The following is a 13674-nucleotide window of genomic DNA, read 5'->3' as shown; positions in this document are numbered from 1 at the left end:
CCCATGACGCAGATCGACACCTCGGTGCCGCACTCGGCCCGGATCTGGAACTACTGGCTGGGCGGCAAGGACAACTACCCGGTGGACGAGGCGGCCGGTGACGCCTACACCGCCGTGTTCCCCGGCATCGTCACCATCGCCCGCGGCAGCCGTGCCTTCCTCGGCCGCAGCATCCGCCACCTCGTCCAGGAGGCCGGCGTACGCCAGTTCCTCGACGTCGGCACCGGTCTGCCGACCGTCGACAACACCCACGAGGTGGCCCAGCGTCTCGCCCCCGAGTCGCGGATCGTCTACGTCGACAACGACCCGCTGGTCCTCGCCCACGCCCGCGCCCTGCTCACCTCCACGCCCGAGGGCGCGACGGCGTACGAGCCCGTCAGCCTCTTCGAGCCGGAGCGCATCGTCGAGGCCGCCGGCAAGACGCTCGACCTCACCCGCCCCACGGCCCTGATCCTCAGCGGCATCCTGGGCCACGTGGCCGACTACGACGAGGCCCGCGACCTCGTCCGCCGCCTCCTGGCCGGCCTGCCCCCGGGCAGCTACCTCTCCCTCAACGAGGGCTCCCGCGGCACCGACCCGGCCTACGAGCAGGCCCAGGACGCCTACAACGAGACCGGCGCGGTCCCGTACCACCTGCGGCCGGTCGAGCAGATCGAGGCCTTCTTCGAGGGCCTGGAGCTGGTGGAACCGGGCGTGGTCTCGGTACCGCTGTGGCACCCCGAGCCGGGCGCTCCGACCGAGCCGATCGGCCAGCACGGCGGCCTGGGCCGCAAGCCGTAGCGCACGCGCGAGCCAGCGCACGCACGGAAAGCCCCCGCGAGTCACGTCCTCACGGGGGCTTCCTTCATACCGCCTGCCGTTCGTGAGGGGTGAGAAGACGATCACGAGGCAGGACGACTCGACAGCGCGTCGCCGTCAGGGCGTCAGCAACAGCACGTCCGCCCGGGACTTGGCGGCCTCGTAACGCTGGCCCACGTCCTGCCAGTTGACGACCTGCCACATCGCCTCGATGAAGTCGACCTTCTGGTTCCGGTACTGGAGGTAGAAGGCGTGCTCCCAGGCGTCGAAGACGAGGATCGGGGTCGAGCCCTGGCCGACGTTGCCCTGGTGGTCGTAGACCTGCTCGACGATCAGCCGCCCGCTCAGCGGCTCGTAGGCGAGCACGCCCCACCCGGAACCCTGCGTGGTCGCGGCGGCCTTGGACAACTGCGTCTTGAAGCTCGCGAACGACCCGAACGACTCGTTGATCGCGTCCGCGAGCTCACCCACGCCATCGGCGGCCAGCGGCTCACCACCACCGTCCTTCGGGCCGGTCATGTTCTGCCAGTAGATGCTGTGCAGGATGTGCCCGGACAGGTGGAAGGCCAGGTTCTTCTCCAGCCCGTTGATGGACCCCCACGTCTCCTTGTCCCGCGCCTCCGCAAGCTGCTCCAGCGTGTCGTTGGCGCCTTTCACGTAGGCCGCATGGTGCTTGTCGTGGTGCAGCTCGATGATCTCGGGGCTGATCACGGGGGCGAGCGCGGAGTAGTCGTAGGGCAGGTCGGGCAGCGTGTAGACGGGCATGGGCGGGATCCCCTCCGGAACCTCTTATTGCAACGGTCTTGCAACTGCACGCTAACAGCAAGAAGGTGCGAGTGGGTGCTCAGGACACACAAAAGGCCCCCGCGTGTGCCGCAGGGGCCTTTCTGTGCCGGGATGCCTACTGCCGGGCGCGCGCCTTCTGCCACGCGAACCCGACGGCCGCCAGGGCCAGCGTCATCCCGCCGGTCGAGTAGAGCTGCACCCGGGTGTCGGGCTGGCGGGCCATCAGGACGAAGACGGCGGCCATGCCGGCCAGCGCGATCCACGTCAGCCACGGGAACAGCCACATCCGCACGACGAGCTTCTCCGGCGTCTCCCGCTCCAGGCGTCGCCGCAGGCGCAGTTGCGAGACGGCGATGAAGATCCAGACGACCAGGATCACCGCGCCGATCATGTTCAGCAGCCAGGAGAAGACGTCGTTCGGCCGCCAGTAGCTCAGCAGCACGCACAGGAAGCCGAAGACGGAGGAGGCGAGAACGGCGATCCGCGGGACCCCGCCCGAGACCCGGCCCAGCGCCTTCGGGCCCTGGCCGCGCTCCACCAGTGAGTACGCGATGCGCGAGGCGCCGTAGATGTTGGCGTTCATGGCGGACAGCAGCGCCACCAGGACGACCACGTTCATCAGCTGGCCGGCGCCCGGGATGCCGAGTTCGTCGAGGGCGGCGACGTACGGGCCCTTCTCGACGACCTCCTTCGAGTCCCACGGCACCAGCGTGACGATGACCGCCATCGAGCCGACGTAGAACAGCGCGATGCGCCACATCGCCGTACGGACCGCGCTCGCCACGCCCTTGACGGGGTTCTCCGACTCGGCCGCCGCGATGGTGACCGTCTCCAGTCCGCCGTAGGCGAAGACCGAGGCGAGCAGGCCGATGACCAGGCCCTCACCGCCGTTGGGGAGGAAGTCGGTGAGGTGCGAGGCGCCGGGGGAGTCCGTGCCGGGCAGGATCCCGAGGATCGCCAGGACGCCGAGCGCCAGGAACAGGGTGATCGCGCCGACCTTCAGGGCCGCGAACCAGAACTCGAACTCGCCGAAGTTCTTCACGGCTGCGAGGTTCGTGCCGCAGAAGACCACCATGAACAGCGCGACCCACGCCCACTCCGGCGTGCCCGGCAGCCAGCCGCTGACGATGTTCGCGGCACCGATGCCCTCCAGGCCGACGGCCGTGCACAGCAGCACCCAGAACGCCCAGCCGGCGGTGAATCCGGCCCAGGGGCCGATCGCCCGCTCCGCGTGCGCCGAGAACGAACCCGACGACGGATACGCGGCCGACATCTCGCCGAGCATCCGCATCACCAGCATCACGAGGAGGCCGGAGAGGGCGTAGGCGACGACGATCGACGGACCGGCGGCGGCGATACCCGCGCCGGAGCCGACGAAGAGACCGGCGCCGATCACCCCACCGAGGGCGATCATCGACAGGTGGCGCTGCTTCAGGCCGTGGGAGAGGGAGACGTCGTCCGTGCTGGGCGGCGTCCCGGTGGTGGTGCTGGGCATGGGCGCGGCTCGTCCAATGCGTGAGAGGCGTGAGAGGGCAAAAACGCCGCCAGTCTGGGTGGTCCCTCCACCCCGCGGGGAGGGCTGTCCATCATGCGGACGCCTGGAACGCGCGCTGTGAGTGGCCGTGAACGGAGGGTTGACACGCGCCCAGTGGGTGATTTGGTGAAACCCTACAGTCCGCCTTCCCGCCCGCCAGGTGACCGAAGCCTCGCCACCTCCGTGACCGGCATCACTCCGCGTCCGGTGTACCCCCGTCCTTTGTCAGAAGCCGACCAGCCGCGCGATCTCCCCTTTGTCGAGCGCTGACGGTGAACCGGGCGAGCGCGCTGGGATAGCGTCACCGTGTCCCGAACGGCCCTCACTCCCGCGGAGTCCCCATGAGCACCGCTGCCGCCACACCCGCCCGCACCGGGCAGGTCCTCGCCGACCTGCTGCCCGCCTCCCGTGTCCGGGACGCGGCCCTCGTGCTCGGCGGAGCCGCGCTCACCGGCCTCGCCGCGCAGATCGCGCTGCCCGTGCCCGGTTCCCCGGTGCCGGTGACCGGCCAGACCTTCGCCGCGCTGCTCGTCGGCACCGCCCTCGGCGCCGGCCGCGGCTTCCTCTCGCTGGCGCTGTACGCCGTGGCCGGCCTCGCCGGTATGCCGTGGTTCGCGCAGGGCACCTCCGGCGTCGCCCCGTCCTTCGGCTACATCCTCGGCATGATCCTCGCCTCCACGGTGGTGGGCGCCCTGGCCCGCCGCGGCGCCGACCGCTCGATGCTGCGGATGGCGGGCACGATGCTGCTGGGCGAGGCGATCATCTACGCCGTCGGCGTTCCCTACCTGGCCCTCGCCACCGGCATGTCCGCGGCCGCCGCGATCGCGGCCGGCCTCACGCCGTTCCTGATCGGCGACGCGCTGAAGGCGGCGCTGGCGATGGGAGCGCTGCCGACGGCATGGAAGTTCGCCGACAAGCGCTGACCCCTCGTTCCACACCAGAGGCTCCCCGGGCACACCTTCCCTCAGGCCCGGGGAGCCTCTCGTGTGTCATGGCACGGAAGGCCGGTTCAGCCCTCCTGCCGCCGCCGCGACCACCACATCCCGGCCGCGCCCGCCGCGAGCAGCGACGCACCGGCCGCGCCCAGCGGCAGCAGATCACGCGCCGGACCGGTCTTCGGCAGCTCCTTGCCGCCCGGGGAATCCGGCTTGCCGGGGGAGACCGGCTCGTTGTCGGTGCCGAGCAGCAGTGGCGTCGCCGGTGCGTCCGGCGACGGATTCGTCGTGCCGAACGGCACCGGGCCCTGCTGCCAGAACGTCTTCTTCCCGTCGCTCGCCTGGACGGGCAGACAGATCTTCCCGGTCTTTCCCAGGTCGTACGTCGCGTCGACGGCGTACGACTTCGACTTACCGGCCGCGAGATTGTCGACGGGGCAGCTGAAACCGCTGTTCGATCCCTCCGGAAGATTGTTCTCGGCTATCGGTGAGCACCCCTGGACGTTCTTGACGGTGAGCCCGTCGAAACCGACGACCAAAAGCCGGATCTTCCCGCTGTCCTTGTTTCCCTCGTTCTTCACCGTGGCGGTGAGCGCTGTCTTTTCGGAGCCGTTGTCGACCGAGATCTTCTCGGGCAGCAGCGTGGTCAGCTTCACCCCCGCCGGCGCCTCGTCAACGACCTTTCCTCCCTTGCTGCTTGCGGGCCCTTCGTCTTCCGCGCCGGCTGTTCCGGAAAGGATCACCACCACCGAGAAAGATGCCGCTACCAGCGATCCCGTGACCGCCGCCGTGCGACGAGAACTCATGTTCGCCCCCCTTGCGTCCCCCTGGACTGCGCCTGAATTCGCAGTACTCAAAGAGCTACCACAAGATTTCCCGGCACTATCCTGATGGGGCACGAAGTGTGACCGTTGTGTTTCACTGGAGTCGGTCGCGGCGTCGCGGAGGGGGTGCAGCGGATTGCCGGGGAATGCGAACATCGGCGGTGTTCCAGGGGTATTGGTGACGGGGCGCTATCGGCTGGTCGAAAGTATCGGTCAGGGGGGAATGGGGCGGGTGTGGCGAGCCGCCGACGAAATACTCGACCGGCAGGTCGCCGTCAAGGAAATGCGCATCGACGGCCTTGACGCCGAGGACAGCGGGACGCGCCGCGAACGCACCCTGCGCGAGGCCAGGGCCACGGCCCGGATCGACCACCCCAACGTCGTACGGGTCTACGACGTCGTCGACGAAGGCGAACGCCTGTGGATCGTCATGGAGTTGGTCGCCGGCCGCTCCCTCGAACGGATCCTCGCGGAGGAGGGCCCCCTGGGCCCGTGCGATACGGCCCGGATCGGGCTCGGCCTGGTCGCGGCGCTACGGCAGGTCCACGCACGGGGAGTACTGCACCGGGACATCAAGCCGGGCAACGTGCTGGTGGAGAACGGGAGCAGCCCGGCGGGACCGGGACGCGAACGACGCGTGGTCCTCACGGACTTCGGTATCGCCGCGATCCAGGACGCCAAGGCGCTCACGATGGTCGGCATGCTGGTCGGCTCGCCCGATTACATGGCGCCCGAGCGCATCTCCGGCCGCCCGCAGGGCCCGCCGTCCGACGTCTGGTCCCTCGGCGCGACCCTCTGCGCGGCCCTGGGCGGCCGTTCCCCCTTCGCCCGCGACACCACGCTGGCGACCCTGCACGCGGTCTTGTACGAGGAGCCCGAACTCCCCGCCGCGTACGGCCCGTTGCGCGGCATCCTGACGTCCCTGCTGGAAAAGGACCCGTCGGCCCGCCCGGGTCTCGACGAACTGGAAGAGGCCTTGGAACCGGTCGCGTTCCCGCCGCCGACGCCTACGGTGCCGGTGGGGGCGGGCCGGGAACGGCGGGAGTGGGCGACGAAGTTGCCGGACCCGGTGTCGGATTCGGCGCCCGCGCAGGAACCGGTAGCGGTACCGGGCCGCCGGCCCGAACACGCACCCGACCCCGAGCCGCACGAGCAACCCGACTCGCGCAAGCGACCGGACCCGCCGGCATCGGACGGGCAACCCGAACGGGACGGGCAACCCGAACGGGACGGGCGCCCCGCCCCGGAACCGGAACGGGAGCCGCGGACATCGGCCCCCGCGCCACCACCACCCCCGCCACCCGCGCCGCCACCACCCCGGCCGCCCACTCCGAAGGACCCCCGCCAGCCCGCCCCACACCCACCGCCGCAGCCCCCACACCCACCCCGCAGACGACACCACCGAACACGGCGGGTTCGCCGAACCCCTCCGTCAGCAGCACCACCACCGCCAGTGCCGCCACTGCCGCTACCACCACGACCACCCACGGCCCGAGCCGCGTCTCCCTCACCCGAGCGCAGGCGGCGACGGAGTGCCGCCCCCACCTCGCCCCGACACCCACCGCGATGCCGCCGGGCGACCTCCCCGGCCCTGCCACACCGGTCGCCGCCCGCCCCCGTGCCGGCCACCGCCGCACCATGCTCGCCGCCGCGGCAGCCACGGTCGCGACGGTCGGCGCCGTCGTGGGAATCGTGCTGGCGACGACCTCCGGCTCACCGGGCGACGACGACCCGCGCGCGGGCTCCTCGGCCTCCGCACCACTCACCACAGCCCCCGCCACGGACCCCACCCCCGACTCCACGCCCTCAGCCACGGTCGGAGGCACAGCCAGGCCGCAGAGCCTGCCGCCGGGCGCGCACCGGGAGGCCGGTGGATTCGCCTGGGCGACACCCGAGGGCTGGCGGCGGGACGTGAAGACGGGGGCGGAGGTGCACTACACCTCCCCGGACGGCACGCAGGAACTCGTCGGCAAGTCGTCCCTGGCCCGCGGCGACCTGCTGGAGACCTGGCAGACCTCGGAGCGCAACGCCCACCAGGGTGAGGACTACCGCAAGATCCGCCTGGAGGAGACGACGTACCGCGGCCACCCGGCGGTGATCTGGGAGTACACCTTCACGCTGCGGGGCGTCCACTGGCACGCCCGCCTGCTCGGCTTCAACGTGGACGGCAAGTCGTACCAGATCAACACCTGGTACGACTCCGGCATCGAACCGGAAGCCCTGCGCACGTACGAGAAGGTCAAGGACAGCTTCACGGTGCTGTAGGCGGCAACGGAAAAGGCCTGCGGTGCGTGTTCCGGCGGAACACGCACCGCAGGCCCCGGTTCACCACGAACGGCGAGCGCCGGAAGGGTCAGCCGGCCGAGACCTCGTCCCGGCTGTCGTCCTGGGCCTGTGCCTCGGCGGCGCCGGCGGCGGCCCGCTGCCCCCGACGGACCTTCTCCTTCACGAAGGCGACGGCGAGGACGAGCGCCGCGACGAGCAGCGACAGCAGGATGGTCTGGCGCCCGTCGTGCTCGGTGTCGGTGAGCATGTAACCGAGGATGAACACGATCAGCGCGGCCGTCGCCCAGGTCAGGTACGGGTACAGCCACATCTTCACGACGAGCTTCTCGGGCGCCTCGGCCTGGATGATCTTCCGCATCCGCAGCTGGGAGAAGCAGATCACCAGCCACACGAACAGGGCGACCGCGCCACTGGAGTTCACGAGGAAGAGGAAGACGGAGTCCGGGAACTTGTAGTTGAAGAAGACGGCGACGAATCCGAACGCCACGGAGGCGAGGATGGCCGTCCGCGGCACGCCGTTGGCGGTCGTGCGGGCGAAGGACTTCGGGGCGTCACCGCGCCGGCCGAGCGAGAAGGCCATGCGGGAGGCGGTGTAGAGGCCGGAGTTGAGGCAGGACAGCACCGAGGTCAGCACGATGAAGTTCATGATCTGACCGGCGTGCGGAATGCCGAGGGAGTCGAGCGCGGCGACGTAGGAGCCGTCGTCGGTGATGGACTTGCTGTCCCACGGCAGCAGGGACACCACGACGAGGATCGAGCCGAGGTAGAAGACGGCGACTCGCCAGATGATGCTGTTGGTGGCCTTGGTGACGGCCTGCTGCGGGTTCTCGGACTCACCGGCGGCCAGGGTGGCGATCTCGCTTCCCATGAAGGAGAAGACGACGAGCAGCACACCGGTGAGGATCGCCCCGGCACCATGGGGCAGGAAGCCCCCGTGCTCGGTGAGGTTGCTCAGTCCGGCCTGTTCGCTGTCGACACCGGGCAGCACCCCGAACACGGCGAGCCCGCCGATGACGATGAACGCGGCGATCGCGACCACCTTGATCCCGGCGAACCAGAACTCGAACTCGCCGTACGACCCGACGGAGACGAGGTTGGTGGCGGTGAGCACCACCATCACGATCAGGGCCCAGGCCCACTGCGGCACGGCCGGGATCCACCCCTCCAGGATCACGGCACCGGCGGTCGCCTCGACCGCCAGCACGACCACCCAGAAGAACCAGTACAGCCAGCCGATGGAGAAACCGGCCCAGGGCCCGAGCGCCCGGTCGGCGTGCGCGGAGAAGGAGCCCGAGGTCGGGTTGGCGGCCGACATCTCACCGAGCATCCGCATCACCAGCACGACGAGCGTGCCGACGAGGGCGTACGACAGCAGGATGCCGGGCCCCGCGGTGGCGATACCCGAGCTGGACCCGACGAACAGGCCCGCCCCGATGACACCGCCGATGGCGATCATCGACAGATGCCGGTTCTTGAGCCCTGCCTGGAGCCCGGGTTCGCCACCGGGTTCTCCGGGGCCGCCGGGTTCGTGTCCTGTCGTCTTGAGAGTCGGCTGCGAGGTCATGGAACGGTTTTCCTTTGCGCCGGGGAGCTGTTTTCCGTGCGCACCGCCTGAGCCGTACGAACGGGGTGTGTCGCGGCAAGACGGTGCACAGGGCTCATACGAGCGGTGTACGAGCGGTGTACGAGCGCGTCCAGTGAATCGGAGGCGAACGATGGGGAGAACCTTTGAATCCAGATTGTTACTTGAGGTTTTCCTGAGCTTCTATAACGCGGCTCACATTCGCCTCGCGTTTTCGTGAGCGCCACCCCGCGCGCCTGCCCCGAAACACCCGTGTCACACTCGTCCCATGCGCGTGTACCTCGGCTCGGACCATGCGGGCTACGAACTCAAGAACCACCTCGTCGAGTGGCTGAAGGCGGCGGGTCACGACCCCGTCGACTGCGGCCCGCACATCTACGACGCCCAGGACGACTACCCGCCCTTCTGCCTCCGCGCCGCGGAGCGGACGGCCGCGGACCCCGAGGCCCTCGGCATCGTCATCGGAGGCTCCGGCAACGGCGAGCAGATCGCCGCGAACAAGGTCAAGGGCGTCCGTGCGGCCCTCGCCTGGAGCGAGGAGACGGCGGCACTCGGCCGCCAGCACAACAACGCCAACGTCGTCGCCGTGGGCGCGCGCATGCACTCGCAGGACGAGGCGACGGCGTTCGTCGAGACGTTCCTCAGCACGCCGTTCTCCGGTGACGAACGTCACATCCGCCGAATCGACATGCTCGAGACGTACGAATCAACAGGCGACCTCCCGCCCATCCCGCCCCACCACCCCCAGCCGTAAGCCCCGGCCGGTCCCGAGGCGTACGCCTGTACGGCAGCGGCCAGGCGCGCTCGCCCCGAGCGGGCGAAAGCCCCCGGCCCGGGGCGCGAGGCCGCCGAGGTGCCGAACCCCGCGTCCCGCGTGCGGCCCTGTCCGAGTCCTGGTGGGGACCCGCCGGGGCCCGGGGCGGAGCCACGAGGTTTTTCGACCCCGGCGGCGACGATCACAGGAGCAACCCGTGCCGGAAGGCCACACCATCCACCGGCTGGCCCTCGACTACGCCAGGGCCTTCCTCGGCACGGCCCCCCGGGTAACCAGCCCCCAGGGCAAGTTCACCGACGCCGCCTCCCTCCTCACCGGCACGGAACTCACCCACACGGAAGCCCACGGCAAGCACCTCTTCCTCGGCTTCGGCTTCCACGGCACCGACTGGGTCCACATCCACCTCGGCCTCTTCGGCAAGGTCGCCTTCGGTCCCGCCCCCGCACCCCCACCCACCGACACCGTCCGCCTCCGCCTCGCGAACGACACCACCTACGTGGACCTCCGCGGCCCCACCACCTGCGCCCTCATCACACCCCCGGAGAAGCAGGCGATACACGACCGCCTCGGCCCCGACCCCCTCCGCGACGACGCCGACCCGGACACCGCGTACCGCCGCGTCTCCCGCAGCCGTACGACCATCGCCGCCCTGCTCATGGACCAGAAGGTCATCGCCGGCGTGGGAAACGTCTACCGCGCGGAGGTCCTCTTCCGGCACCGCATCGACCCGTACCGCGCGGGCAAGGACATCACCCCCTCCGAGTGGCACGCGATCTGGACCGACCTGGTCGAGCTCATGCACGAGGGCGTCCGCAACAACCGCATCGACACGGTCCGCCCGGAACACACCCCGGAGGCGATGGGCCGCCCGCCCCGCGTGGACGACCACGGCGGCGAGGTGTACGTCTACCGCAGGGCCAACCAGCCCTGCCACATCTGTGGCGGCGAGATCCGCACCGCCGATCTCGCCGCCCGCAACCTCTTCTGGTGCCCGACCTGCCAACGCCCCTGAAAAACAGCTCCGCCCTCAGAAACCGTGCGGCAGCCACGGCGCCGCCACACCGGCCCCGAACCCCGACGAGGCCTCCGCCAACGCCCCCCGCCGCACCTCCCGCACACGCCCCGCCGCCCCCAACGCCCCGAGGCTCACCCCGCCGAGATAGGCCGCCCCCAACTCCCGTACGGACAAGGCGACGTCCGCCGTATCCGTCGTACGCGCGCAGGACGCCCCCTTCGCATCCCCGCTGAGCCGCCAACGCCCGGCGTTCCAGGGACAGAACGCGTCCTCCACCTCGAACACCACATCCACCGGCGCCTGGTACGTCCGCGCCTCCAGCGCGGCTCCGACATCCACCAGCCGTACGTGCAGCGAATCCCGCAACCGCGGCTGACACCGCCGTATGTCGGACACCAGGTGCTGCCACGCGTCGTCGACCGGCCGCCCCCGCAGCACCAGCGTCGACGTCAGGTCGATGCCGAACAGGAACCGCAGCATCGCCGCGTCCGCCGCGGGGTCCAGCGCGGCCGAGTTCTCCACCACCACGCTGCCGTTGGGCCCGGCGGGCCCCCAGTTCGGCTTGACGCGGTACCGCGCGTACCCGACCGTCTCCCCGTCCCGCTCGGCGAGGACGCACTGAAGCGGCGACGCCCCGTCCCGGTCGCTCTCCGGATCGAGCACCCCGAGCCGTTCCCAGCCGGGCTGGCGCGCCAGCATCCCCGGCCGCGACGGCACCAGCCGCGCGTACACCGCCTCGCACACATCGACGACCCCGGCGGGAACGGCGTATCGCAGACGCACCTCGTCCGTACCCGCGGGCAGCGACGGCAGCCGCACCCGGCTCGTGTCGATCTCGGCGCTCAAGTGGAAGGTGGCGATGCCGTACCCGAACCGGCCGTAGATCGCCGGTTCGGAGGCCGTGAGCACGGCCAGCGGCTCACCCCAGTCACGGACGTCGTCCAGCTGCCGCCGCATCATCGACGTCAGGACACCACGCCTGCGGTGTGTGGCGGCCACGCTCACCATCGTGACGCCCGCGGCCGGCACCGAGGCCCCACCGGGCACGGTGAGCCGGAAGCGGAACGCCCCGGCCGTCCCCACACAGTCGTCCCCGTCCCAGACACCGAGTGAACGGTCGAACTCGGTCAGCGAGTTCCACAACTCCCGCTCCTCGGCGGACTCCGGCACCCCGCCGAAGCCGCGGATGAGGGTGTCGTACCACTGGTCCCAGTCGTCCTGCCGAAGTACCCGCGGGGTCGCCGCGGAGCCGGCCGTGTCAGTCGTCATGGACCATGCCTAGCAGGGCGATGCGGGGCGAGCGAGGGAATTTCCCCGGGGTGGCGCAGGGCGGCGCGGTGTGCAGTTCACTGTGAAGTCGGCCCTCGGACGGGGGACAAGTAGGACCTCCCGTGCCAAGTGCCCGGTCCGATGGATAGGGTCCCGAACTAATGGCAGCAGGACGAGAGCGGCGCGCGGAAGCCGATACGTTCACGGCCCGGTTGAAGAAGCAGTGGCACCGGGCCCGCGTCGGCGTGCGCCGGGCCGCCGTGGACTACTTCCGCGGCGACGGCTCGGACTGGATCGCCCTGGCCGGTCTGCTCCTGATGGTCCCGCTGATCACGGCGGCGACGCTGGCGAACTCCGTGTGGTTCTCGCCGGCCGCCCTGGTCCTGCCGGTCGTCGTGGGCGGCCTGCTGCTGCGCCCGGCGAGCCTGCTCGGCCTGTACGCGGCGGCGGCCACGGCGCTGATCGTGGAGTCGGTGCAGCTCGGCCCCTACACGGAGGGCCCGTCCCGGGTCACTCCGGGCGTGGTGCTGGTGGTCGCGGCCTGCGGGTTCTTCGGGCTGCTGCTGGCCCAGTTCCGCAGCCGCGTCGGCGTGCCCTGGCGGCGCGGCGGAACCATGCTGTTCGACCTGCGTGAACGCATCCGGGTGCAGAGCAAGCTGCCCGGCCTGCCCGACGGCTGGCACCGCGAGATGGCGCTGCGCCCGGCGGGCGGCCAGTCCTTCTCGGGCGACTTCGTGGTGGCCGCGCGCACCAACGGCGGCCGTACGCTCGAGGTCGTCCTCACCGACGTCTCCGGCAAGGGCATGGACGCGGGCTCCCGGGCGCTGCTCCTGTCCGGTGCGTTCGGCGGCCTGCTCGGCTCCCTCCCGCCGCACGCCTTCCTCCCGGCCGCCAACGGCTACCTGCTCCGCCAGGACTGGGACGAGGGCTTCGCCACCTCCATCCACCTGGTCCTCGACCTGGACTCCGGCGACTACGAGCTCTACTCCGCCGGCCACCCGCCGGGCCTTCAGCTCAGCGCGGGCAGCGGCCGATGGGAGGAGAAGACGGCGGAAGGCCCGCTCCTCGGCGTGTACGACGGTGCCCAGTTCGACCCGGTGAAGGGCTCGCTCCGTCCGGGTGACGTGCTGATGCTGTTCACGGACGGCCTGGTGGAGACCTCCGACCGCGACATCGTCGAGGGCATCGACCGCCTGACCGGCGAGGCCGACCGTTACGTCGCGGGGGGCTTCCACGGCGCCGCCTGGCACCTCATCGAGGCGGTGGCCAAGGACGTCAACGACGACCGGGCCCTGCTGCTGATCTGCCGGGAAGGCCCGACGGCGGCCGCCGCCCGCTGAGGCGCCGTTCTGCCCAGGCGCGCACTGGAGCCGAGTGCGCACGGAAGCCAGGTGCACACTGGAGCCGTGACCGAGACACCCCGCACCCCGCTGACCCTGGCCCAGGTCGAGACCACCGCCCGGGCCGCGCACGCCGGCCAGACCGACAAAGCCGGACGGCCCTACGCCGAGCATCTCCAGGCGGTCGCGGAGGGCGTACGGGCGCGGGGCGGTGACGACGAACAGATCGCGGCGGCCTGGCTGCACGACGCCGTCGAGGACGACGCGCTCTCGCCCGAGTGGCTGCGCGAGGCCGCGCTGAGCAGCCGTACCAAGGACATCGTCCTGGCGGTCACCAAGCGGTCCGGGGAACCGCCCGAGGCGTACGCCGCGCGCATCCTCGCCACGCCCGGCGCGCTGCTGGTGAAGGAGTCGGACCTGGCACACAACGCGGACCCGGCACGCCTCGCGGTCCTGGACGAGGCCACCCGCAAACGACTGACCGAGAAGTACGCGCGGATGCGCGCACTTCTCGGTCTCGTCGGATGAAC

Annotated in this window: 12 protein-coding genes and 1 pseudogene; 8 read left to right on the top strand and 5 right to left on the bottom strand. The window is 70.7% G+C overall.

Translation table 11 applies throughout. The features are described 5' to 3' along the window. Positions 1 to 3: 3 nt before the first annotated feature. Positions 4 to 780, top strand: a complete 777-nt coding sequence (locus CP976_RS15295) for an SAM-dependent methyltransferase (RefSeq protein ID WP_150480856.1) — start codon at positions 4 to 6, stop codon at positions 778 to 780. Positions 781 to 915: 135 nt separating this feature from the next. Here CP976_RS15295 and CP976_RS15290 read toward each other — a convergent pair whose 3' ends face one another. Both CP976_RS15290 and CP976_RS15285 read right to left on the bottom strand, forming a co-directional pair. Then, positions 916 to 1563 carry a superoxide dismutase gene (locus CP976_RS15290; RefSeq protein WP_150480855.1) on the bottom strand — a complete coding sequence of 216 codons (648 nt, stop codon included), beginning with the start codon at positions 1561 to 1563 and terminating at the stop codon, positions 916 to 918. A 136-nt stretch (positions 1564 to 1699) separates the two neighbouring features. After that, positions 1700 to 3079 carry an amino acid permease gene (locus tag CP976_RS15285; RefSeq protein ID WP_150480854.1) on the bottom strand — a complete coding sequence of 460 codons (1380 nt, stop codon included), beginning with the start codon at positions 3077 to 3079 and terminating at the stop codon, positions 1700 to 1702. A gap of 380 nt (positions 3080 to 3459) precedes the next feature. On the opposite strand from CP976_RS15285, the gene CP976_RS15280 reads away from it, so the two are divergent. Beyond that, a complete protein-coding gene (locus CP976_RS15280; RefSeq protein ID WP_150480853.1) occupies positions 3460 to 4041 on the top strand; it encodes a biotin transporter BioY in 582 nt (193 codons plus the stop codon). A gap of 86 nt (positions 4042 to 4127) precedes the next feature. Here CP976_RS15280 and CP976_RS15275 read toward each other — a convergent pair whose 3' ends face one another. Then, positions 4128 to 4859 carry an LPXTG cell wall anchor domain-containing protein gene (locus CP976_RS15275; protein WP_150480852.1) on the bottom strand — a complete coding sequence of 244 codons (732 nt, stop codon included), beginning with the start codon at positions 4857 to 4859 and terminating at the stop codon, positions 4128 to 4130. Positions 4860 to 5100: 241 nt separating this feature from the next. Between CP976_RS15275 and CP976_RS15270 the strand changes: the two are divergent. Next, positions 5101 to 5796, top strand: a pseudogene (locus CP976_RS15270) (serine/threonine-protein kinase); the annotation flags it as partial. 647 nt (positions 5797 to 6443) lie between these two features. Continuing rightward, positions 6444 to 7142, top strand: a complete 699-nt coding sequence (locus tag CP976_RS15265; RefSeq protein ID WP_208838989.1) for a hypothetical protein — start codon at positions 6444 to 6446, stop codon at positions 7140 to 7142. 88 nt (positions 7143 to 7230) lie between these two features. On the opposite strand, the gene CP976_RS15260 is transcribed toward CP976_RS15265, so the two are convergent. Continuing rightward, positions 7231 to 8727: an amino acid permease gene (locus CP976_RS15260; RefSeq protein ID WP_150480851.1), complete on the bottom strand. Its 1497-nt coding sequence runs from the start codon at positions 8725 to 8727 to the stop codon at positions 7231 to 7233. A gap of 286 nt (positions 8728 to 9013) precedes the next feature. Between CP976_RS15260 and CP976_RS15255 the strand changes: the two genes are divergently transcribed. After that, positions 9014 to 9499 (top strand): ribose-5-phosphate isomerase, encoded by a 486-nt coding sequence (locus tag CP976_RS15255; protein ID WP_150480850.1) that lies wholly within the window; start codon positions 9014 to 9016, stop codon positions 9497 to 9499. A gap of 217 nt (positions 9500 to 9716) precedes the next feature. Then, the gene (locus tag CP976_RS15250) at positions 9717 to 10532 is read left to right on the top strand and encodes an Fpg/Nei family DNA glycosylase (protein ID WP_150480849.1); all 816 of its coding nucleotides are present in this window, start codon (positions 9717 to 9719) and stop codon (positions 10530 to 10532) included. Positions 10533 to 10547: 15 nt separating this feature from the next. Here CP976_RS15250 and CP976_RS15245 read toward each other — a convergent pair whose 3' ends face one another. After that, on the bottom strand, positions 10548 to 11804 hold the full coding sequence (locus tag CP976_RS15245) for a GNAT family N-acetyltransferase (protein WP_150480848.1): 1257 nt from the start codon (positions 11802 to 11804) through the stop codon (positions 10548 to 10550). 161 nt (positions 11805 to 11965) lie between these two features. On the opposite strand from CP976_RS15245, the gene CP976_RS15235 reads away from it, so the two are divergent. Both CP976_RS15235 and CP976_RS15230 read left to right on the top strand, forming a co-directional pair. After that, a complete protein-coding gene (locus tag CP976_RS15235; protein ID WP_150480847.1) occupies positions 11966 to 13144 on the top strand; it encodes a PP2C family protein-serine/threonine phosphatase in 1179 nt (392 codons plus the stop codon). A gap of 66 nt (positions 13145 to 13210) precedes the next feature. Then, positions 13211 to 13672, top strand: a complete 462-nt coding sequence (locus tag CP976_RS15230) for an HD domain-containing protein (RefSeq protein ID WP_150480846.1) — start codon at positions 13211 to 13213, stop codon at positions 13670 to 13672. The last annotated feature ends 2 nt before the right edge of the window (positions 13673 to 13674 follow it).

Origin of the sequence: Streptomyces coeruleorubidus, assembly GCF_008705135.1 — a bacterium.
Classification (GTDB): domain Bacteria; phylum Actinomycetota; class Actinomycetes; order Streptomycetales; family Streptomycetaceae; genus Streptomyces; species Streptomyces coeruleofuscus.
The sequence above is the reverse complement of the archived record's forward strand: the minus strand, read 5'-3'. Positions and strand labels throughout refer to the sequence as shown.

Excerpts from the sequence above, each read along its gene's own strand:
- CP976_RS15295 (WP_150480856.1), top strand. The coding sequence starts at position 4 with ATGACGCAGATCGACACCTCGGTGCCGCACTCGGCCCGGATCTGGAAC.
- CP976_RS15290 (WP_150480855.1), bottom strand. The coding sequence starts at position 1,563 with ATGCCCGTCTACACGCTGCCCGACCTGCCCTACGACTACTCCGCGCTC.
- CP976_RS15285 (WP_150480854.1), bottom strand. The coding sequence starts at position 3,079 with ATGCCCAGCACCACCACCGGGACGCCGCCCAGCACGGACGACGTCTCC.
- CP976_RS15280 (WP_150480853.1), top strand. The coding sequence starts at position 3,460 with ATGAGCACCGCTGCCGCCACACCCGCCCGCACCGGGCAGGTCCTCGCC.
- CP976_RS15275 (WP_150480852.1), bottom strand. The coding sequence starts at position 4,859 with ATGAGTTCTCGTCGCACGGCGGCGGTCACGGGATCGCTGGTAGCGGCA.
- CP976_RS15265 (WP_208838989.1), top strand. The coding sequence starts at position 6,444 with ATGCCGCCGGGCGACCTCCCCGGCCCTGCCACACCGGTCGCCGCCCGC.
- CP976_RS15260 (WP_150480851.1), bottom strand. The coding sequence starts at position 8,727 with ATGACCTCGCAGCCGACTCTCAAGACGACAGGACACGAACCCGGCGGC.
- CP976_RS15255 (WP_150480850.1), top strand. The coding sequence starts at position 9,014 with ATGCGCGTGTACCTCGGCTCGGACCATGCGGGCTACGAACTCAAGAAC.
- CP976_RS15245 (WP_150480848.1), bottom strand. The coding sequence starts at position 11,804 with ATGACGACTGACACGGCCGGCTCCGCGGCGACCCCGCGGGTACTTCGG.
- CP976_RS15235 (WP_150480847.1), top strand. The coding sequence starts at position 11,966 with ATGGCAGCAGGACGAGAGCGGCGCGCGGAAGCCGATACGTTCACGGCC.